This window comes from Sphingomonas sp. Leaf230 (genome assembly GCF_001421745.1).
In the GTDB taxonomy this organism is placed as follows: domain Bacteria; phylum Pseudomonadota; class Alphaproteobacteria; order Sphingomonadales; family Sphingomonadaceae; genus Sphingomonas.
The window spans coordinates 837,873-858,789 of record NZ_LMKW01000001.1 but is presented as its reverse complement, the minus strand read 5'-3'; the positions used below and the strand labels follow the sequence as shown (position 1 = coordinate 858,789).

At 66.0% G+C, this 20,917-nt stretch carries 13 protein-coding genes and 1 riboswitch; of the genes, 1 reads left to right on the top strand and 12 read right to left on the bottom strand.

Going from position 1 to position 20,917, the window contains the following annotated elements; all coding sequences use genetic code 11:
* Positions 1 to 4: 4 nt before the first annotated feature.
* The 8 genes from ASE82_RS03780 to ASE82_RS03745 all read right to left on the bottom strand — a co-directional run bounded on the left by ASE82_RS03780 (position 5) and on the right by ASE82_RS03745 (position 13,942).
* Entirely contained in the window at positions 5 to 2,230 is a 2,226-nt protein-coding gene (locus ASE82_RS03780) for a TonB-dependent receptor (protein ID WP_082441081.1), read from the bottom strand.
* A gap of 148 nt (positions 2,231 to 2,378) precedes the next feature.
* Positions 2,379 to 2,804, bottom strand: a complete 426-nt coding sequence (locus ASE82_RS03775) for a DUF2946 family protein (protein ID WP_200910645.1) — start codon at positions 2,802 to 2,804, stop codon at positions 2,379 to 2,381.
* A gap of 64 nt (positions 2,805 to 2,868) precedes the next feature.
* Positions 2,869 to 4,263, bottom strand: a complete 1,395-nt coding sequence (locus tag ASE82_RS03770; RefSeq protein ID WP_235524493.1) for a PepSY domain-containing protein — start codon at positions 4,261 to 4,263, stop codon at positions 2,869 to 2,871.
* 34 nt (positions 4,264 to 4,297) lie between these two features.
* Positions 4,298 to 6,478: a TonB-dependent receptor gene (locus ASE82_RS03765; RefSeq protein ID WP_056059013.1), complete on the bottom strand. Its 2,181-nt coding sequence runs from the start codon at positions 6,476 to 6,478 to the stop codon at positions 4,298 to 4,300.
* Positions 6,479 to 6,710: 232 nt separating this feature from the next.
* Positions 6,711 to 6,941: riboswitch (cobalamin riboswitch) on the bottom strand.
* A 92-nt stretch (positions 6,942 to 7,033) separates the two neighbouring features.
* Positions 7,034 to 8,860, bottom strand: a complete 1,827-nt coding sequence (locus ASE82_RS03760; protein WP_056059010.1) for a glycoside hydrolase family 9 protein — start codon at positions 8,858 to 8,860, stop codon at positions 7,034 to 7,036.
* The gene (locus ASE82_RS03755) at positions 8,848 to 11,376 is read right to left on the bottom strand and encodes a glycoside hydrolase family 3 protein (RefSeq protein ID WP_056059007.1); all 2,529 of its coding nucleotides are present in this window, start codon (positions 11,374 to 11,376) and stop codon (positions 8,848 to 8,850) included. The genes ASE82_RS03760 and ASE82_RS03755 overlap by 13 nt, the downstream gene beginning before the upstream one ends.
* A 50-nt stretch (positions 11,377 to 11,426) precedes the next feature.
* Positions 11,427 to 12,557 (bottom strand): SGNH/GDSL hydrolase family protein, encoded by a 1,131-nt coding sequence (locus ASE82_RS03750; protein ID WP_082441078.1) that lies wholly within the window; start codon positions 12,555 to 12,557, stop codon positions 11,427 to 11,429.
* Positions 12,558 to 12,592: 35 nt separating this feature from the next.
* Positions 12,593 to 13,942, bottom strand: coding sequence for a glycoside hydrolase 5 family protein (locus ASE82_RS03745; protein WP_200910644.1), 1,350 nt, complete (start codon positions 13,940 to 13,942; stop codon positions 12,593 to 12,595).
* A 266-nt stretch (positions 13,943 to 14,208) separates the two neighbouring features.
* Between ASE82_RS03745 and poxB the strand changes: the two genes are divergently transcribed.
* Entirely contained in the window at positions 14,209 to 15,957 is a 1,749-nt protein-coding gene (gene poxB / locus ASE82_RS03740) for a ubiquinone-dependent pyruvate dehydrogenase (RefSeq protein ID WP_056059004.1), read from the top strand.
* A 30-nt stretch (positions 15,958 to 15,987) separates the two neighbouring features.
* On the opposite strand, the gene ASE82_RS03735 is transcribed toward poxB, so the two are convergent.
* The 4 genes from ASE82_RS03735 to paoA all read right to left on the bottom strand — a co-directional run bounded on the left by ASE82_RS03735 (position 15,988) and on the right by paoA (position 20,831).
* Positions 15,988 to 16,947 (bottom strand): NAD(P)H-dependent flavin oxidoreductase, encoded by a 960-nt coding sequence (locus ASE82_RS03735; RefSeq protein WP_056059001.1) that lies wholly within the window; start codon positions 16,945 to 16,947, stop codon positions 15,988 to 15,990.
* A gap of 91 nt (positions 16,948 to 17,038) precedes the next feature.
* On the bottom strand, positions 17,039 to 19,231 hold the full coding sequence (gene paoC / locus ASE82_RS03730; protein WP_056058998.1) for an aldehyde oxidoreductase molybdenum-binding subunit PaoC: 2,193 nt from the start codon (positions 19,229 to 19,231) through the stop codon (positions 17,039 to 17,041).
* A gap of 5 nt (positions 19,232 to 19,236) precedes the next feature.
* Complete coding sequence (locus tag ASE82_RS03725) at positions 19,237 to 20,187, bottom strand: FAD binding domain-containing protein (RefSeq protein WP_056058995.1); 951 nt, start codon at positions 20,185 to 20,187, stop codon at positions 19,237 to 19,239.
* Entirely contained in the window at positions 20,184 to 20,831 is a 648-nt protein-coding gene (gene paoA / locus ASE82_RS03720; RefSeq protein WP_056058992.1) for an aldehyde dehydrogenase iron-sulfur subunit PaoA, read from the bottom strand. Before paoA ends, ASE82_RS03725 begins: the two co-directional genes overlap by 4 nt.
* Between the last annotated feature and the right edge of the window lie 86 nt (positions 20,832 to 20,917).

The window sequence follows — 20,917 nt, the reverse complement described above, 5'->3', positions numbered from 1 at the left end:
CTGCTCAGAAATGCGTGGAAAGCGCGATTTCGACGCTGCGTGGCGCACCGATATAGACGTTGGTCGTCGGGTATCCCGAATACTCGCCGTAGAACGCGTCCGTCAGGTTGCGACCGCGGACCGACACCGAGGCTTGCGGTGCGACTTGATAGCTGATCGACGCATCGATGGTCGTATGGCCACGGACGAAATAGCTGTTGGCGGTGTCGGTATAGAAGCCGGACACGTGGCGGACGAACCCGCCAAGCGTCACCGGGATAGCTTTGATCGTGTAGAGCGCCGAACCACTGACGGTGGTCGAGGGCGTGTTGATCGGTCGGTTGCCGGCGCGGTCGATGCGAATGCCGGCGATCAGCTCGCTCAACTGGTCGTACTGCGCATCGGTGTAGGCAGCGCCCGCCGATAGCGAAAGCGCATCGGTCACCGCCGCGCCGATGTTGAGCTCGACGCCCTGCGACGATTGCTCGCCGCCTTGAATGGCTTGCTGCGGATTGTTCGGATCGCGCGTGAGGATGTTGGTCTGCTCGATCCGGTATGCGGCGCCGGTCATCGTCAGCCGCTTGGCGAACGCGGAGGCCTTGAAACCGACTTCGTACGAACGGCCCGTGGTCAGTTTGTAGGTCGTGTTGACGATCGACTGGAGCAGGATCGACGATACCGGCGTGACTGCGGTCGTGTACTGGCAGTACACGGTGATACCGGGCGTAAGGTCGTAGGTCGTGCCGATCCGCCACGAGAACGGATCATAGGTCGGGGTGCCCCGCGTCACAGCGCCGTTCGCGTTGAGGTTGGTGATGACGCGGGTCAGGTCGATGTGATCGTACCGCGCGCCGCCGACCAGCAGCCAGCCCGGAGTCAGGTTCAGCGCATCCTCGGCGAACACCGACGCCGTCTTGAGCTTCGAGTCATAGACGACGTTGGTCGTTGAATAGGCGGCATCGCTGGCCGGGAATACGCCGACGATCGGCGCGAACGGATCGACGTTCGCGATCCGCACGGCCGCATTGCCACCGACCGGGCTTTGCTGGCGCGGATTGACGAAATTCGTGTCGTTATATTCGCCGCCCAGACTGAACCGGTTGCGCAGTCCTGCGATCACGCTGTCGTTGGCGATCACGAGCCGCTCGTTCCAGAATTTGTGGTCGTGGTAGATCCGCTGGACCGACCGCGCGAAGCTGCCATTGGAGAAGGCGGCGGTGGGGGCGGTAAAGTTCTGATCGCCACTCAGCACGAAGTCGCGCTTGGCGTGATACCAGGTGAAGTCGTTCGCAACCGACCAGCCGCCGCCGATCGCATAATCGATCCGCGACCGCAGCGTCGTGTCGCGTGCCCCGGAATAGGCGCCGTACGGATTATAGTTGCGACGGCGCAGCGCCTTGTCGAGCACCATGCCGTTCTGGCTACGTAATGCGTCGCTCGGATCGCGCGCGACGGCGGCGGAGACGAACGGCAGCCCTTGATAGCTGCTGTCGTACCGGTCTTCGTAATGGTCGACGGCAAAGAGCAGGCTCAAATCGGCCGATGGCCTGAACAGGATGCTGCCCGTCAGTCCGACCGAGCGCGTCGCATTGTCGTCGACGTCGTACAGGCTGTCGGAATGCATGTAGCTCGCGTCCGCGCGGACCGCGACGGTGTCCGACAGTTTCAGGTTCACGCCGCTGGCGGCGTTCACCGTTTCGAAGCTGCCGACGCTCAGCAAGCCGTCGAGATGGTCCCCGTCGAACGTCGGCTTGCGCGTGACCTTGTTGATGACTCCGGCCAGCGCGCCTTCGCCGTAGAGCACCGAGGCTGGCCCCTTGATCACTTCGATCCGATCGAAATGCCACACATTGGTATCGCGCTGGACCACGGTCGAGGTGGAGATACGGACGCCGTCCTGAAGGATCGAAACGGCGCCTCCCGAAAAGCCGCGCAACGTCACGACCGCGGGGTTGCCGGGGACGTTGCCCGCGATCGCGCCGACGACGCTGTTGAAGGCCTCGCGTGCGGTGCGCAAGCCTTGCACCTGCATGTCCGCCTGCGTCAGCGTCTCAACGGTCGCGGGTGTCTCGCGCACCGACAGGCCAAGGCGGCTGCCGGTATCCGACTTGCGATCAAGCTTTAGCTGGTCGCGCTGGCCGGTGACGACGATCTCGGCCTTCTTGTCGATCGCGTCCTCCTTGTCAGACGCGTGCGCGGTCCCCGAGAACGCGACGATCGATGCCGACGCGAAAGCTATGGTTTTGAACATGTGAATCCCTGCTGGACCCGTCCGCACATCGAGGTGCGGATCGGATGCCCTAATCTCCCGCGGGCAAGCCGCGTGCGTACGGGCCGTTCCGCTGAGGTGGCGGTCCAGCCGAAGCATCGTGATCGCGCCCGGTCCGGAGACCGACGGATCACGCAGCGGGGAAGGGCGGGGGGCCTCGCAAGGGTGGCCGAAGATAGGGTTGCGCGGCGATCGGTACCGCGGTTCTCACGTGGCGGACGAGGCCGACGATGAACGCGATGGCGATCGCCAGCAGCACCGGATCGACCGCTGCCAGCGACGGCGCGGTCAGGCCGGAAAAGGCGCAGGGCATCTCCCGCTCCTGATGATCGGACTTGCCCGAATGATGCGCCATGCCCGGCATCGTCATCGCCATCATCGGTGCCATTACCGTCTGCGCGGGCGCGATGCCGCCGCAGATCTCGATCGTCACGCGTCCCCCGGAGACGACCGGCATGAACCCGGCGGGCATCAGGATCTTCATCGCCAGCGCGCACGCAAGCACCCACGCCGCCAGTTGGCGATGGTCCAGGAGAAGGCGACGGAGTGCTGCCACGGCGCACGACTACGCGCTCGCGGTGGCGCTGTCACGTGGACGAAACGTCCCGTCACAGCCCAGATCAGCCGCGTCGCAAACGCTTCCAGCCGAGCCAGATGCCGCTGACGGACGTCACCATGCCAACCAGCGAGAAAAGCCAGATCAGCAGGTCCCACGCCGGCCGATGCCGCGTCAGTATGTTCAGATCCCATTTGTGCAGTAGGTCGAACACCCAGCGGTATGCCCGCCTGCGCCGATCGAGCCTGGCCAGCACGTCGCCGGTCGCGGAGTCAATGTACAGCCACGTCGCGGCAGGATCGTCGAAGCGCAATCGGAGCACCGGTAGGCGAGGGAGACCACCGGAATCGTACCAATAGGCGTCGGGCTCGGTCAGCCGGTCGATCGCCACCGGCGGCGTGCCGGCAACAAGCACCCGCGCGGCGGCAACGATCGCATTTGGCTTTGGTTGAGACGGCACGAGCGTCGCGGCGTCGAGGATCTGACGTCGACCATCCGGATACTCGAGCACCACGAGGGGTGTCGCCGCAAAGTCGGTAATCCTCGCACGGACGGCTCCCGCGCCGACATGGCGCAACCGGTCGAGGGGGACGGCCGGCATCACGCCAGCAGCAGCATAGGCCCGCACCGCGCGCGCATCCGGTTCCGCACTTCGGAACAAATGCCAGGGATTGACCGACAACCATCCGCTGAAGATCCACGCGATCAGGAAACCGCCGCCGACCAGCCCTGCGAGATGATGCCAGAGCATCCACCCGCGATACGGTGTCATCCGACCACCCTTGAACCGGCGCGTGCCGATGCGCGCGCGGAGGATACCGATCCAGATGCCGGCGAGTGCCGCGGCGATACACGGCCCCGAAACCCACATGACGACCTGTCGCCAGGCGGCGTTGTCCTGGCGCAGGACGGTCGGATACAGCCAGTGCGGCACCGACCCCAGCCAGTTCCAGAACCGCTCGGTCCGGTCGGTCGACTGGACGATTCCGCCGGTGGAAGACGACACGTAGAGGTTGGTGCCGCCCTCGTCCTCCAATGTCGCTTTCCACAGCGGGCGATGCCGGTCGAAACCACCCGACACCGTCCACTGGTCCCGCATGATCCGCTCGACATTCAGGACGCGTGCTCGCCCGAAACGGCTTGCGACGCGGACGGCATAAGCCGCGTCCACCGGAGCCAGATGCCGGCCCTTGCTTGCGGGAACGGTATGCCGCTCGTCGTCCCAGCCCTCGCTCCGCCAGACCGGCACTCCGTCGCGCATCTCGAGCAGCAGGTCTTGCGGCAACCGCCCCCGATCGAGCGGCGGCGGCACGGTCACGGCGGACCAGTCGATCGCCTCGGCTCTCGCCAGCGCTTCGGTCGGCGAGAGCGAAGGATAGGGGACGTACAGCATCACCAGGCCCGACCCGAACCACATCGCGAAGAACAGGCAACTGGCGATGCCGACCCATCGGTGCACGAGGTACAGCCACCGGCGCGCAAGCCTGCCGGCGTTAGAAACCGGCACGAAGCGACACGTCCAATGAGCGGGGCCGACCCAGCACCCATTGCTGCGCGCCGTAGCTGTTGATCGCATAATCCTTGTCGAACAGATTATAGACATGCACGTCGATCGCGACCCGCGGCGTCACCGCGTAGGACAGCGTCGCGTCGACCGTCGCATAACCCGGAATGCGGAAAACATTGGCGTTGTCGGAGAACCTTCGCCCGACATAGCGAAGTCCGGCACGCGCCTGGACCGCCGGTGTCGCGGTCCAGCTAAGCCACAGGTTCGCCGTCGTCTCGGGGACGTCGGGTGGCGTGTTGCCGGCAAAACTCCTTTCGCCCGAGACGAAGTCGTCGAACTGCGCCGCCAATACACTGCCGTTGGCATCGATCCCGAACCCTGCCGGCAAATCCAGCGACACCGCGGCCTCGATACCCTTCGCGGATCGCTGCCCGACCTGCTCGATCGGGCTCGTCGGGGTTAGTTGCGACAACAGTCCTTTCTTGACGATGCGATAGGCGGCGATCGTCGCGGTGCCGCGGCCACCCAGGAACACGGCCTTGGCGCCCGCCTCGACCTGGTCGCCCTTCGCGTTGCTGAACTGGACCTGCCCGGTGGTATAGGTCGTCAGCGTCCCCAGCGGATCGACGCCCGTGGCATATTGCGCGTAGAACGAGACCGTCGGGACTGGCTGATAGACCGTCCCGACCCGCCATGTCGTGTTCCCTAGCCGCTTGTCGAGCGCGAAGCTTTCGGTCGGGACGGCGACAGTCGAGTCGATCGTCCAGCGCCGTATCCGATCGCGCTCGTAGCGAATGCCGCCGACGATCGAGACATGCTCGCCGAGCTTCAATCGGTCCTCCGCGAAGATCGCATATTCGTTCGTCCGCGTGCGATACCGCGGCGCGATCCCCTGCGTGTCGACGATCACGCCAGGATCGAACACGAACGGATCTACCACCGAGACTTGCGGGTCGGCGCCGAAATTGTGCGAATAGGTGAGCTTGACGAGGTTCGCGTCGAAGCCCGCGACGACGTCGTTGGTCACGCCGTCCGCGATCCGCGTCTTGAGCGTCACGCTACCCTGGTCGCCCCATTGCGTCTGATCGTGGACGATCCCGGTCATGTCGGTGCGATAGATGCCCCCGGGCGTCGCGCGCACGTCATTCGCGCCATTGGGGCAGAAGCCGTCCGCCGCCACCCAGCAATAGCTTTCGAGGTTGAGCCACGCGCGCTTGGAGGTGAGCCGGTACGCTTGATTGCTGATGGTGATCGTCTCACTCGGCTGCCAATCGACCTGAAGGCTGGTTCGGTTGTCGCGGTAGCGGACATGGCCGTCGCGCGTGTTGTAGTTGCGGTCGCGATTGTCGTGGTCGAGCCGTCCGTCGATCAGCGGCGTGCCGAAATAGCGCATCGGGTTCTGGTTGCCATAATCGTCGCGTACCGTGACGACGAGCCGATCGGTCGGTGCCCAGCGAAACGTCCCCGACAGCGCGTAACTGCGCGACTGCCCGCGATCGACATACCCGTCGGACCGCCTGTAGCTGCCATCGACACGGTAGGAGAGATGCTCGTCGAGCGGTCCACCGGCACCGGCCGCTACGTGGAAACTGTCCTGCGATCCATAGCCGATCTCGCCGTCCACATCGGTATGCCGTGTATTCGGCTTGCGCATTAGGACGTTGACCGCGCCGCCTAGCGCACCTTGACCGTACAGGACGGAAGCCGGACCGCTGAGCACGTCGATCCGCTCGACCATCCACGGATCGCTCGGAAAGGTGATCGTGCCGGCCGCAGGAAAGAAGCGAATACCATCGATCAGTTGCAGCACCGAACCCTGACCGCTGAACCCGCGCGCGGCGAGCGCGGTGCCACCATTGCCGAGATTGGCGACGCTGGTGATGCCGGGCGCGCGGCTGGTTGCCTCGTTCACGGACACGTCGCCGCGCGCCCGGATCGTATTGCCGTCGATCGTCGACAGCGTTGCCGGCGTTTCGAGCGGCGACAGGTTCAGGCGGCTGCCGGTCGAGTTCGGAACCGTAAGGTCGACCTGACGCCGGCCGGTGACGAGGATATCGTCGGTGCTACCCGCCGAACGATCCTCCCCGGTCTGCGCGCTGGCCAGAGATGGTAGAACGGTGACGAGCAAGGACGCGGCAAACGCGGCGTACGGTGATGGAAACGACATATAAAAGCCCCCGAGGCGTCGGACGAACCGGCAGGGGCCTGTCACCGAGCACGAGGCTCGAACGTGCGCCGGTGAGCGCGCCGCGAGCGGATTGCCCGAGCACGTCCAAGCGAACGGGAGCAGTCGTACCCGACGGACGCCATCGCGACCGGCACGCTTGCCCATGCGGTCCCCACCGCACACATCGTCGCTCAGACGGAGTACCGTGCCTCGGCCATCCCCTGGACCAGGCAAGAGCGACCACACGCCGGCAGGTCTCCTGGCTCACGGGTCAACGCCCGATGCACAACCTTCCCAGACCGATCGGTCCAGTGGCTGGCGGCCGGGGACTTTGCCCGACCACGCACGTGCATCACGCTCGCCGCTTACAGTTGCAGGGACAGCCTCGGCATCAGGTAGTCGAAGCCACCCTCACCGCGTTCCCTATTAAGCTCCTCGCGGAGCACCGGTGCGATCATGCCGACCCATCCGAGAACGGGCCGACGGGCAAGGTGTAGCGTGACGTAAGGACGCGGGCAATCGACGATCGCGTAACGATCTTGGCGTTTGGTCGACCTAACGCCCCCGCGTCGCGTCGAGGAAGGCGGCGGTCCAGACGAGCGGCGCGTTCCAGTTTATGGCGACTTCATTGACGGTGAACGCGCGGTAATCGTCGATCCAGCAGGTTTGCGGTGCGCAACCCTTCATCGGACCGGGTTCGTTCGCCGCTGCGGAGTTTGGGCCGCCGGAGAGCACGCCGGCAGGGGGCGCGGGATAGCGCTTGTCCGCCGCGGCGGCCCAGAAGCGGTGGTGCGGGTGCTGCATCGGGCGCGTGCCGATGCCGGTGACGTAGGACCGGTCGAGCGGATTGCGGCCGAGGATATAGTCGAGGCTCGCCACGACCGCATCGCGGTACGCGGGCTTGCGGTCGATCTGCCACGCGACGCCGAGCACGATCGCGCGGTTGAGGATCGAACTGCTCGAGCCCCAGGGGTAGTTGGTGCCGCCAAAGGGTATGCCGTAGCCGCTGCGCTTGCCCTCGGCGACGAAGCCGTCTGCGAGCGCGGTGATCCGACTACGGAGCGAGGCGCGATCATCGGCCGGAAGGTCGCTGGGGGCCGTCGCCAGCGTCAGCGCGCCTGCCAGCCTGAGCGATCCCCAGCCGATATCCGTGCCGGGATCGGTGAAGATCCCGTCCTTGCGCACGCGATCGAGGAAAGCCGGTTCGTTCGTCGTCGCATAGAGTTGCGCGGCAGCGAAGGTGAACTCGTCGCGGACGTCCGGGTCGCCGTATCCGCCGCTGCCGGTGAAGTCCGAACTGGTGAGCAGGTTCGGGTGACGAAGTGCCGCAGCCCAGCCGCGCCGGGCCGCGGTGAGGCATTTGGTGGCGAAGGCGGGGTCGATCGTGCGCCAGATCCGCGCGCACTGCGCCGCGACCCCTACCATGTTGAGCGTTGCCGTGGTTGAGGGCGGATACAGGAACCGCGTCTGGTGATCGTCGGCCGGCGCGGTCGGGATGCCCGTCCAATTCTCGTCGGCGATCTTGGTGTGGACCAGCCCGCTTGCGTCGATCGTCTCGAACCGGGTGATGGCCTTGCCTGCGGCGCCGGCGTCCGGGGCAATGGCGAGCTTGGTGCCATTGGGAATCTGCATCGCGAGAAGGAAGGCGACTTCGACGCGCGCCTCGTCGAGCAAATCATCCTTGCCGTTGGTGCGTTCGGGCAGCGCGAGGCGGCCGTCGGCGAAGGCGTTGGCATCACCGAAGGCCGCAAGGCGCTCGTGAAGATCGAGCAAGGTCCAGGTCGAGACGCCACCGTTGACGACGTACTTGCCGTGGTCGCCCGCGTCGTACCAGCCGCCGGTAGCGTCGAGCTTATAGTCGCAACCGGGCCATTTGACGCCCTTCTGGTCGCGACCGGCAAAGCAGGTGGCGATGTCGGGGGCGTGACCGGCGGGGCGGGCGAGGTCCTTGCGCTCGACGAACGCGGGCAGGATCGGCACGCCGCTGCGTTGCTGGTAGAAGAACGCCATCGCCGCGGTAGCGACGGGCGCGAACGGGCGGTCGGCGATCGCGAAGGGGTGGCTGGCGGTCGCGCCGACGTGCAGGCGATAGCCGGTGCCGGGCGTCCTGAAGCTGCCGAAGTCGATCCGGTGGACGCTTTCGCCCGAGGCTGCGTCGGCGCCTAGCGGTATCGTCTGTTCCGACGCGACCGTCTTGCCGCTCGCATCGGTGAGCGTCCACGCGAGTGGCTGGGCCTGCGTCGATGGCAGGACGGCGATCTTGGGACCGCGCGTCTCGAACCCTGCCTGGTCGATCCGGATCGGCGCGGGCGAGGGTTGCGTAGCGGCGGTCGTCAGCAGGACGGCCGCCGCACCGAGCAGGGAGGGACTCAATCGCCGCATTTGGTCATCGGTACCGGAGCGGAGTCGATCTTCACGTCGGAGATCGACAGGCCGAGCTTGCCGTCGGTGGCGATCACGAACGGTGCGGTGACGTGCGCCATGTCGATACCGCGCTTGGCGAAGCATTGCAGCGGGACGATCACCTGCTGCCAGTTGCCCGACTTGCCCGAGGCAAGCGTCCTGGTGATCGGGACGGTGACCGCGTTACCGTCGTTGCTGACCATGCCGAGACCAATCGGTGCGCTGCCTGCGCGATCGACGCGGACGTCGACGACCAGGCTGAGCTCGCCGTTGCTCTCGCGCGTCAGGTCCAGCGGACCCGATGCCTCGACCCGCGTTTCGGCGGGGCCACCGGTCCAGACGAACGCGCGCGCGTCTTCCTGGCGGCGGCGGTCGACTGCGGAGGCGGTAAGGCGCTTGGTTGCGGTCGTCGCGTTGACGCCGAGCAGGCGGACCTTCGACTGGCCCTGCTCGACCAGCGCGAGCGACCAGCCCTCGGGGACGCGGCCCTTGCCGAAGATCGTGCCGTTCGACGACGCGGCCATGCCGGCGGGGCGGGTTTCGTCGAGCTTCGGTACGCTGCCCGGCTTGGCGTAGCTGAGCCCGTAGCCGAACGCGAACAGCGGATCGTAGCCGGGGTCGGAGCGATTAAGGACATACTGGTCGGGACGCTTCGGCCAGGAGAAACTCAATTTGCCGCGGAAGTCGTTGGCGACGCTGCCGTCCTTCTTACGGAACAACACGTCGGCGACGCCGCCGCCCTCGCTGCCCGGCAGGAACGCCGCGACGAACGCATCGGCGGCGTTGAGCTCGGCATTCACCCAGAGCGGGCGGCCCGACAGGAACACCGCGACGACGGGGACGCCCGCCGCCTTCAGCTTGCGCAGGAGATCGAGGTCGGACTTGTCCTCGGGGCTGTATTCGAGGTTCGGGCGATCACCCTTGAACTCGGCATAGGGCTGTTCGCCGAACACGACGATCGCCGCATCGGGCTTCTTGGCGAAGCTACCGTCCGCGGACAGCGTCGCGGTGCCGCCGGCATCCTTGACCGCGGTGCTGATCCCCGACCAGATCGTCTGTGCGTTGGGGAAGTTCGCGTTGGTGGTGCCGCCGCCCTGCCACGTCAGCGACCAGCCGCCGGCCTGCTGCGGAATGTTGTCCGCGCCGCCGCCCGCGACGAGGATGTTGGCGGAAGGTTTCAGCGGCAGCAAACCGCCTTCGTTCTTGAGCAGCACCATCGATTCCCGTGCTGCGCGGCGGGCGATCGCCCGGTGGTCGGCGGCACCGATCAGGTTCATCTTGCCAGCGAGCGCCCGCGACGACGGACGACCGCGATCGAACGTGCCGGCACGGATTTTCACACGGAGGATGCGGCGGACCGCGTCGTCGAGCCGTGCGGCGGGGATCTCGCCCGATTGCGCCTGCTTCAGCGTGTTGGCGTAGAGCGTCTTCCACCCGCTGCCCGAATACATGAACATATCGAGCCCGGCGTTGATCGCGGCGGCGCAACTCTCGTTCGAGCAGCCGTCGACCTGGCCGTGGCCGTTCCAGTCGCCGACCACGAAGCCGTCGAAGTGGAGGCGATCCTTCAGCACGCCGGTCAGCAGGCTCTTGTTGCCGTGCATCTTGGCGCCGTTCCAGCTCGAGAAGCTGGCCATAACCGATTGCGTGCCCGCCTCGATCGCAGCGGGATAGCCGCCGAGATGGATGTCGCGCAGCGTCGTCTCGGGGATACGCGCATCACCTTGGTCGCGCCCGCCAGTGCCGCCATCGCCGAGGAAGTGCTTCGTCGTCGCAATCACGCGGTCGGGGGCGAGGAATTCCTTGGTACCGACCTTGCCCTGGACACCTTCGATCACCGCGCCGGCGTAATCGGCCTGGACCTGTGGCTCCTCCGAATAGCTCTCGTATGTCCGCCCCCAGCGATCGTCGCGGACGACGGCGAGCGTGGGGGCGAAGGTCCAGTCGATCCCGGCGGCGGCGGTCTCGATCGCGGTGACGTGGCCGATCTCACGCATCAGGTCGCGATCACGCGCCGCACCGAGCCCGATGTTGTGCGGGAAGAGCGTCGCGCCGGGGATGTTGTTGTTGCCGTGGACCGCATCGGTGCCCCAGATCACCGGGATCGCGGGACGGCCGTCGCTGCGCGCCATCGACGCGTCGTAGAAGTCGTCGGCAAGTTTCAGCCACTCGACCGGCGGCGCGAGGTCGTTGCCGTGCGGGCCGGCATTGCCGCCGTTCAGGATCGAGCCGAGCTTGTAGGTGCGCAGGTCGGAGGGCTCGATACTGGCGATGTCGACCTGGATCAGCTGGCCGATCTTGTCCTCCACGGACATGCGCTTCATGATCGCGTCGATCCGCGCCTCGACTTTCGGATCGCGCGATGGGCGCGCGTTCGCGGTCGGCCAGATCTCGGGATGCGCGACGGGTGAAAGCGGCGCGGTCGGTGCCACTACGGGCGTCGCCGCCGATTGCAGCAGAAGCGCGATCGTGAGGCTGGAAAAACTGGCCGACATCTCATTCTCCCCGGACGGTGCGCTGACGCGACCCTGTTCTCGTATCCTCGCTACCGGGTGAGGGCAGCGCGGTGCAAATCATTTGGCCATCGGTACGCCCACATCTCGGGATGCGCGTCGATATAACCCGACAAGGCGGTCGTGATCCGCGCATCGTCGGCGGTCGACGGATGCGAATGGCATCCCGTGAACGCAAGTCCGGTGACGGGCACGAACGCGATATTGCGCTGCCCTTCCGCCTTCAAACGCGCGGCGACCATGGCGACCTCCGCCGCGATCTCGCCCCCGGCCATGTCGGTCGCCCACAGGACGACATGCGCGTCCGGATCGCGGGCCCGGAGGCGTTTGACGAAGTCGACATAACGCTGCTCGTAATCGGCATGGAGCGCCTCGCGCGTCTTCCACGGCTCACCGGGATGGAGCGGCGTGGTGAAGTCGTTGGTGCCGAGCGCGATCACGAACAGGCGCGGGTGCCACGCCGGCTCGACGTAGCGCGTCGCCTTGTCGAACAGCGTGAAGGGATAGGCAACGGGAAGCGTGTCGGCCGCCATACCATTGTAATTACGGACGATCCCACGACCCGAGATAGCATTGACCTGATAGTCTGCGCCGTATCGCCTCGCCGCCAGCGCCGGCATGGCTTGCGAGGTGTCGGTGGTCGCCCACACCTCCGCTTCGGTGCAGTCGCGCTTGGTCGAGACGTTGCCATAGCCGACGGTATGGGAGTCACCGATGAACTCGATCTGGCGAGCACGGGCGGGGATGGGCAACGCGCGCGTCCCGGACGCCGCGTAAAATCCGCCGAAGACGGTTGGTGCGGCCTGGCTCTCGCTGGCGACGTCGACGCGAATTGCGTGACGTGCGTCGGCGAGGCCGGCGATGCGGTAGAGGCCTGGCTTGGGCTTGAACAGCGTCGTCGGGGAGGATGCGTCCACCGTGATACGCAGGATGACATCCCCTTCGCCGATCTTCAGCAGGATGCCTGAGCCCCGAAAATTCGCCTCGAAATAGGTGCCCGGCCATTGGCGCCGATAGCCGTCCGACGTCCGCTCGACCCGGCCGCCGATATGCATCGGAAGCGCGGCACCGGACTTGCTCGATACCGCAGTGACGGTAATCGGCGTCGCGACCGCCGACGTCGACAGCAGCGCTGCACCCAGCAGGCCCAGAACCGTACGCATACCGTGTGCTCCAGTTCGATCCGACAAGGCCGGCATCACAACGCCGCCATTGCCGCGGCATGCGCCCGGATCACATCTTGCGTCGAGGCGTCGCTGTCGAACACGCCGTACCAACCCTGCGGCTCGTGCGGCGGGTCGCCCATATAGGCGAGGTCGCCGCGCTGGAAGCGGTGGTGGGCATGCGGTGTACGCGCCTCGCCGTTCCACGCCCAGAAGTTCGAGCCCGCGAGTGGTCCGCCGGACTTGGCATTGGCTTCGATCGCCGCATAGATCTGACGATAGAAGCGATCCTTATAGACCGTCGTGATGGTCGGATCGTAGGCGGTCTTCCCGTCGCGCGGATAGCCGAACTCCTCGATCACCAGCGGCTTGCCGAGCGTCGTAGCGAGCCGGATATGCGCGTCGATATATCCGGCGACCTTGGCCGCGCCCGCATCATAGGTGCCGGCGAGATCACCTGCGTCCATCCAGGTCCAGTTGTTGGGCCAGATATGCGTCGTGAGGTAATCGATCGACGGCGAGCGATGCGCGGCGAGTACGACGTCCTCGCGCTCGATCGAACCCTTTAGCCCTTCCGAACCGGTCGAGACGAGGTGGTTGGGATCGAGCGTCTTGATGTACCGCGCGGTCTCGTCGATCCAGCGGTAGAAAGCGGGCAGGTTGGGTATGGCGACCGCAGGTCCGCCGGCCGGACGCGGCTCGTTCGCCAACTGCCACGCCATGATCGTCGGGTCCGCGGCGTAGGCGACGCCCGTCACGGTGTTCGTCCGCGAAACGACCGCGCGGATATAGTCGCGGTACATCGCCTGCGCCTGGCCGTTGGCGTAGAACGCGGCGTTCCAATCGGCGAACGCGGGCCACGGATGTGCGGGGTCGTTCATGTTGATGAACTTGCCGCCATTGACCCACGACAAATACGTCATCATCCCGCCCGACCATTCCCAGAAGTTGGTCAGGTAGATCACGCCGGTCATGTCGCGCTTCGCCATCTCGGCGAGCATCCAGTCGAGGCCCTTGAACAGGTCTTCGTTATAGGTCGCGGTCCTGTCGCGGAAGCCGGGCGTGATCGAGTTCTTCAGCGGCGACAGTTCGGCCGAGCCGAGGATGCGCAGGTTGCGCACGCCGAGCGCCTTCAAGCGATCGAGTTCGCGGCCGAGACGCGCGCGGTTGCCGTACACGGTCTCCGCGCCGAGCCATGCGCCGTACCAGATGTTGGCCCCAGCATAGCGGTAGGGCTTGCCGCCGCGCCGGAAATGGGTTCCGTCGACCGTGACGAACGCCGGTGCTGCGGGCAATCCAGCCAGCCGGCCGTTGTTCGTGCAGCCAGCGGCCAGGGCAACGCCCCCCAGCAACGCCGCACGTCGACCGATCATCGCGTCGTCCACGTCATCCCCTCTTTTACCGCCACCGCGTCGAGCGTCCCCGCCGGACGATTGATCACCGGTCGGGTTGTCTAGCGCCAGAGCCATTGTCTTTAGGTTTGCATGGCGCGGCGCGCTACCATGATTTATTATACTTCAAACGGAACGCGTCGGACGCTGGCTTCCGAGACGGTGCACCTGCATTCCGTGCATCCCAATCGTACCAGAACGCGTTTGTCCTCTGCCGTCTCGCTAGCCGAGTTGGGTCGCCATCACTGCCGGAGTTGCACATGTCCAAGACCATCATCGCCGACCTGTTTGCCGAGACGCTGTACCTGGCAGGTGTCGAGCGGATCTACGGTGTCGTCGGCGACAGCCTCAACGGCCTGACCGACAGTCTGCGTCGGCAGGGCAATATCGAGTGGATCCACGTTCGCAACGAGGAGGCCGCTGCGTTTGCGGCGGGTGCGGAGGCGCAACTTACCGGCAAGCTCGCGGTGTGCGCCGGATCCTGCGGTCCCGGTAACATGCACCTGATCAACGGGCTCTACGACTGCAACCGGACGCGCGTGCCGGTGTTGGCGATCGCGGCACAGGTGCCGAGCGGGGAGGTGGGCTCGAACTATTTCCAGGAGACGCGCCCGGAAGCGCTGTTTCGCGAATGCAGCGTCTATTGCGAGACGATCTCCGATGCCGACCAGATGCCGCGGACGCTGGAGACGGCGATCCGGGCGGCGGTCGGGCATCGCGGTGTTTCGGTCGTCGCGATGCCGGGCGATGTAGCGCTGCGGTCGACGACGGGTACGCTGGCACGGTCCAAAGGCGCACTCCTACCGCCGCCTTCGGTGACGATACCGGCTGAAGCGGATATCGCCGAACTCGCCGCGCTGTTGAACGGTGCGCAGAAGGTGACGATCCTGGCGGGGCGGGGGTGCCGCACCGCGCATGCCGCGCTCGTCACGCTCGCGGGGATCTTGCAGGCGCCGATCGTCCACGCGCTGGGGGGCAAGGAGTTCGTCGAATACGACAACCCCTATGACGTCGGCATGACCGGGCTGATCGGCTTTGCGAGCGGCTACGACGCGATGATGGCGTGCGATGTGCTGCTGATGCTCGGCACGGATTTCCCGTATCGGCAATTCTATCCGGAGAAGGCGAAGGTCGCGCAGATCGACCTGATCCCGGAGAACCTCGGTCGGCGGACGGCGATCGATATCGGGCTGGTCGGCGATGTCGGTGCTACTCTTGCGGCCCTGGTTCCGCGAGTGAAGACCGGGCGCGATGGCAGCTTCCTCAAGTCCGCGATCGAGAATTACGCCGAGTCCCGCAAGGGGCTGGACGATCTTGCCGACGGGAAACCCGGCAGCGGTGTGATCCACCCGCAGCATGTCGCCCGCGTCCTCAGCGAGCGGGCGGCGGACGATGCGGTCTTCGCCTGCGACGTCGGCACGCCGACCGTGTGGGCTGCGCGCTACCTGAAGATGAACGGGCGGCGGCGGTTGATCGGATCGTTCAACCACGGATCGATGGCAAATGCGTTGCCGCAGGCGATCGGCGTGCAGTCGGCGTACCCGGAGCGACAGGTCGTGACGCTGTCGGGCGATGGTGGCCTGGCGATGCTGATGGGCGAATTGCTGACCGTGCGCCAACTCGGTCTGCCGGTGAAGATCATCGTCTTCAACAACGGCACGCTCGGGTTCGTCGAGATGGAGATGAAGGCTGCGGGCCTGGTCGAGACCGGCGTCGCGCTCGACAACCCCGACTTTGCGGCGATGGCGCGGGCGATCGGGATCCACGGCGTGCGCGTTACCGATCCGGGTGACGTCGAGGCCGGCATCCGCGAGGTGCTCGCACACCCGGGGCCGGCGTTGCTCGACGCCGTCACCGCGCGCACCGAATTGTCGATGCCGCCCAAGATCACGCTGGAGCAGATGAAGGGCTTCACGCTCTACATGGCGAAGGCGATCATCAGCGGGCGCGGCGACGAGGTGGTCGAGCTGGGCAAGACCAATGTCGGCTTGCTCAAACGTCTGTTCTGAGCGCGCCGAAATCGGTCGGTGCCGGGTCCGTCAGAGCGAAAGACGGGCCCGCGCTGCGCGGTATTCGCGTTCGAGACGATCGACGCGATCGGCGACGCTCTCGACCTCGGTGACCGCGCCGATACCCTGGCCTGAGCCCCAGATGTCCTTCCATGCCTTGGGCTTCGACCCATTGCCGCCGCCGAAGTCCATCGTCTTGAGATCACCTTCGGGGAGGTTGTCGGGGTCCATCCCCGCAGCCTGAATCGACGCGCGCAGGTAATTCCCGTGTACGCCGGTGAAGAGGTTGGAATAAATGATGTCGGACGCCTTCCCGGCGACGATGCCGTCCTTGTACGCCTGATCCGCATTCGCCTCGGTCGTCGCGATGAACGGCGAGCCGATATAACCGAAGTCCGCGCCCATCGCCTGGGCGGCGAGGACGGCGTCGCCGGTCGCGATCGAGCCCGACAGCGCCAGCGGGCCGTCGAACCACTGGCGGATCTCCTGGATGATCGCGAACGGTGACAGCCGACCCGCATGACCGCCGGCGCCGGCTGCGACTGCAATCAGTCCGTCGGCGCCCTTCTCGATCGCTTTCCGCGCAAACCGGTCGTCGATTACGTCATGGAGCGTGATGCCGCCCCAGCCATGCACCGCGGTGTTGAGGTCCTCGCGTGCGCCGAGCGACGTGATGACGATCGGCACCTGCCACTTCGCACATGTCGCGAGATCGCTTTCCAGGCGATCGTTCGACTTGTGGACGATCTGGTTGACCGCGAACGGGGCTGCGGGTCGATCCGGGTTCGCGCGGTTATGCGCGCTGAGTTCCTCGGTGATCCGGTGCAGCCACTCGTCGAGCATAGCCTGAGGCCGGGCATTGAGCGCTGGGAACGAGCCAACGATGCCCGCCTTGCACTGCGCGATCACCAAGTCTGGGCCGGAAATGATGAACAGCGGCGAGCCGATGACGGGCAGGCGCAGGTTTTTTAGAATGGCGGGTACGGTCATGCCAGTTTTCTAGCGCAACCTATTCGCGCGCGCCAGAGCCGGTTTTGCCCTCCACCCAGGCTGCTGAGGCGGCCGGGTGGAGGGCAGGGTATCAGGCCGTCTTGCCGATCACCTTGTCGAGCGTCAGCGGGTATTCGCGGATGCGAACGCCGCAGGCGTTGTAGACCGCATTGGCGATCGCCGCGCCGACGCCGCAAAGGCCGAGTTCGCCGATGCCCTTGGCCTTCATCGGCGAGGATTTCTCGTCGAGCTCGTCCATGAAGAACACGTCCTGCATCGGAATGTCGGCATGTGCGGGCACGTGATATTCGGCGAGGTCGTGGTTGACGAAATAGCCGAACCGCGTGTCGACGATCGCGTCTTCCATCAGCGCGGCACCGACGCCCATCGTCATCGCACCGATCACCTGGCTGCGCGCCGATTTCGGGTTGAGGATGCGGCCCGCGGCGAATGCACCGCTCATGCGCCGGACGCGGATCTCGCCGGTCGCCGAGTCGACGCCGACCTCGACGAAATGCGCGCCGAACGTTGCCTGCGCGTACGTCTTGGTGAGGTCGCCGAACTCGATCGAGTCCTCCGCCGAGATGCCAGCGTCGCCTGCGGCTTCCGACAGCGAGACGCTGCGGTTGCCCGACTTTACCTTGCCGTCCTCGAACACGACGTCAGTCGAGTTGAACCCGAGTTTCTGCGCGACCCGCTCGCGCAGCGCCATGCACGCCGCATAGACGCCCGCGGTCGAGCTGTTGCCGCCCCATTGGCCGCCCGAACCCGACGACGCCGGGAAGCTGCTGTCGCCGAGCAGGACGATGACCTTGTCCATCGGCACGCCCATCATCTCGGCGGCGGTCTGCGCGATGATCGTGTAGCTGCCGGTGCCGATGTCGGTCATGTCGGTGGCGACGGTGACGACGCCCTTCTTGTCGATCCCGACGCGCGCGCCCGACTTCATCGTGACGTTGTCGCGGAACGCCGACGCCATCCCCATGCCGACCAGCCAGCGGCCGTCGCGGACCTGGCCCGGGACGGGGTTGCGCTTGTTCCAGCCGAAGCGTTCGGCGCCGGTCTTCAGACAGCCGACGAGGTCACGCTGCGAGAACTGGCGCGACGGCTTTTCCGGATCGACCTGCGTATCGTTGATGATCCGAAGCTGGACCGGATCCATCTTCAGCTTCTCGGCCAGCTCGTCCATCGCCGCTTCGAGCGCGAGCAGGCCGACCGCCTCGCCCGGCGCACGCATCGCGTTGCCCTCGGGGAGATCGAGCACGGCGAGACGCGTCGCGGTCATGCGGTTCGCACCGGCGTAGAGCAGGCGGGTCGCATTCGGCGCCGTCTCGGGTCCGCCGCCGGGCAGATCGCCCGACCAGCTCTCATGCGCGATCGCGGTGATCTTGCCGTCCTTCTGCGCGCCGATACGCAGGCGCTGGATCGTCGCCGGGCGATGCGTCGTGTTGTTCATCACCTGCGGGCGCGCGAGCGCGAGCTTCACCGGACGACCGCCGATCGCGCGCGAGCCGAGCGCGGCCATCACCGCATCGCTGCGGACCCACAGCTTCGAGCCGAACCCGCCGCCAACATAGGGCGACATCACGTGGATGCTTTCCTTTGGCAGGAGCAGCGTCTCGCTCATGTCGCCGACCGCCCAGTTGATCATCTGGTTAGACGTCCAGAGCGTGAGCTTGCCGTCCTTCCATGCCGCGGTCGTGGAGTGCGGCTCCATCATCATGTGGCTCTGGTCGGGCGTGGTATAGCGCTCGTCGAGCTTGACCGGCGCCTTGGCGAACGCACCGGCGAAGTCGCCGACGGCGGTGTCGGGCGTGCCGCTCTTCGGCTTGGTCGCCAAGGATTGCGATGCGGCGAGATCGAACCGGCCGGCCGTGCGCGCGTAGTTGACGCGGAGCAGCTTGGCACCCGCGCGTGCCTGCTCGAACGTCTCGGCGACGACGACCGCGACGGCCTGGTCGAAATGCTGGACGTCCGGGCCGGCGAGCATCCGCGCCGTGTGGTTCTTGGCTTTGCCGAGCTTGCCGGCGTTCTGGTAGGTGACGACCGCGAGCACACCGGGAGCGGCCTTCGCGTCGGCATCGTCGATGCTCTCGATCCGGCCCTTGGCGATCGCCGAGCCGACAATATAGCCATAGGCGGCGTTCGGCGCAGCATCGTTCCGCTCATAGGCGTAGTGCGCGGTGCCGGTGGTCTTCAGCTTGCCGTCGACGCGATCGAGCGGCTTGCCGAGCACCTTCATCCGGTCGGTCGGATTCGCCGTGGCGGGGGTATCGAACTTCATGGCGATCAGGCCTTCGCTTCTTCGAACACGGCGCCGATGGTGCGTTCGACCAACGGCAGCTTGAACGCGTTCTGTGATGTGGTGCGGGCGCCGGCGAGGACGGCCGACGCAGTCGCCTTTGCACCGTTGGGCATCTGCGCCTCGGCCGCTTCGACGCGCCACGGCTTGTGGGCAAGACCACCGAAGGCGAGACGGCCGCGTCCGCCGGGCTGGATCACCGCAGCAACCGAGATCAGCGCGAATGCGTAGGACGCACGGTCACGCACCTTCTGGTAGATGTGCGTGCCGCCGATCGGCTTTGGCAACGTCACGGCCGTAATCAGCTCGCCAGGCGCGAGCGAGGTCTCGATGTTCGGCGTGGCGCCGGGGAGACGGTGGAAGTCCGCGATCGGGATCGCGCGTGTCTGGCCGGCGGCGTTCACCGTCTCGACCGTCGCGTCGAGTACGCGCATCGCAACCGCCATGTCGCTCGGGTGTGTCGCGATGCACGCGTCGCTCGTGCCCATCACGGCAAGGTTGCGGTTGAACCCGCCGATCGCCGCGCAACCGCTGCCGGGCTGACGCTTGTTGCAGGGCTTGGTCGTGTCGTAGAAATACGGGCACCGTGTCCGCTGGAGGAGATTGCCCGCGGTCGTCGCCTTGTTGCGCAACTGGCCCGACGCGCCGGACACCAGCGCGCGGCTGAGCACACCGTAATCCTTCCGCACGCGCGCATCGGCGGCGAGGTCCGTATTGCGGACGAGCGCGCCAACGCGGAGGCCACCGTCGGACGTTGGCGTGATCTTGTCGAGGCCGAGGCCGTTGACGTCGATCAGATGCTGCGGCGTCTCGATCTGCAGCTTCATCAGGTCGAGCAGGTTGGTGCCGCCGGCGATAAATTTCGCGCCCGGCGTGCGGACTGCCGCGCTGGCCGCTTCCTTGGCCGAGGTGGCGCGCTCGTAGGTGAAGGCCTTCATGCCGTACGCTCCGTGCCGGCGACGTCATGGATTGCGTCGATGATGTTCGCATAGGCACCGCAGCGACAGATGTTGCCGCTCATCCGCTCGCGCAACTCGTCAGTGGTGACGGCTGGCTGGGCCGAGATGTCGCCGGTAACGTGGCTGGGGATGCCCGCCTTGATCTCGCCGAGCGTCGCGACCGCCGAACAGATCTGCCCGGGCGTGCAATAGCCGCACTGGTAGCCGTCATGCTTGACGAACGCGGCCTGCATCGCGTGCAGCTTCTCGGGCGTGCCGAGGCCTTCGATCGTCGTGATCTCTTCGCCTTCATGCATGACCGCAAGCGTCAGGCAGCTGTTGATGCGGCGACCCTCGACGATGACCGTGCACGCGCCGCACTGGCCATGGTCGCAACCCTTCTTGGTGCCGGTGAGCTTCAGATTCTCACGCAACGCGTCCAGCAGCGTGGTGCGCGTATCCACGTTGATCTTGGTCGTGCGACCATTCACCTTGAGCGTCACGGGCATGGTCGGCGGGGCCGACTGAGCAGTGCCCTGAGTTTGAGCCTGAGCAGCAGCGGGAGCTGCGACCAACGTAGCCGACGCGACACCGCCGGCGATCACGCCACGGCGCGACACCGGAAAACCTTCATCCTGATGCATATCAAATCCCTGTATCTGCTAGCGTAACGGGCGAGAGCGGGCAAAGTTGCGCTGCTTCACAATTGGTTCCGTGAATTTTACGTCAT

Coding starts and splice junctions, on each gene's coding strand:
- ASE82_RS03780 (WP_082441081.1), bottom strand. CDS start 2,230: ATGTTCAAAACCATAGCTTTCGCGTCGGCATCGATCGTCGCGTTCTCG.
- ASE82_RS03765 (WP_056059013.1), bottom strand. CDS start 6,478: ATGTCGTTTCCATCACCGTACGCCGCGTTTGCCGCGTCCTTGCTCGTC.
- ASE82_RS03760 (WP_056059010.1), bottom strand. CDS start 8,860: ATGCGGCGATTGAGTCCCTCCCTGCTCGGTGCGGCGGCCGTCCTGCTG.
- ASE82_RS03755 (WP_056059007.1), bottom strand. CDS start 11,376: ATGTCGGCCAGTTTTTCCAGCCTCACGATCGCGCTTCTGCTGCAATCG.
- ASE82_RS03750 (WP_082441078.1), bottom strand. CDS start 12,557: ATGCGTACGGTTCTGGGCCTGCTGGGTGCAGCGCTGCTGTCGACGTCG.
- poxB (WP_056059004.1), top strand. CDS start 14,209: ATGTCCAAGACCATCATCGCCGACCTGTTTGCCGAGACGCTGTACCTG.
- ASE82_RS03735 (WP_056059001.1), bottom strand. CDS start 16,947: ATGACCGTACCCGCCATTCTAAAAAACCTGCGCCTGCCCGTCATCGGC.
- paoC (WP_056058998.1), bottom strand. CDS start 19,231: ATGAAGTTCGATACCCCCGCCACGGCGAATCCGACCGACCGGATGAAG.
- ASE82_RS03725 (WP_056058995.1), bottom strand. CDS start 20,187: ATGAAGGCCTTCACCTACGAGCGCGCCACCTCGGCCAAGGAAGCGGCC.
- paoA (WP_056058992.1), bottom strand. CDS start 20,831: ATGCATCAGGATGAAGGTTTTCCGGTGTCGCGCCGTGGCGTGATCGCC.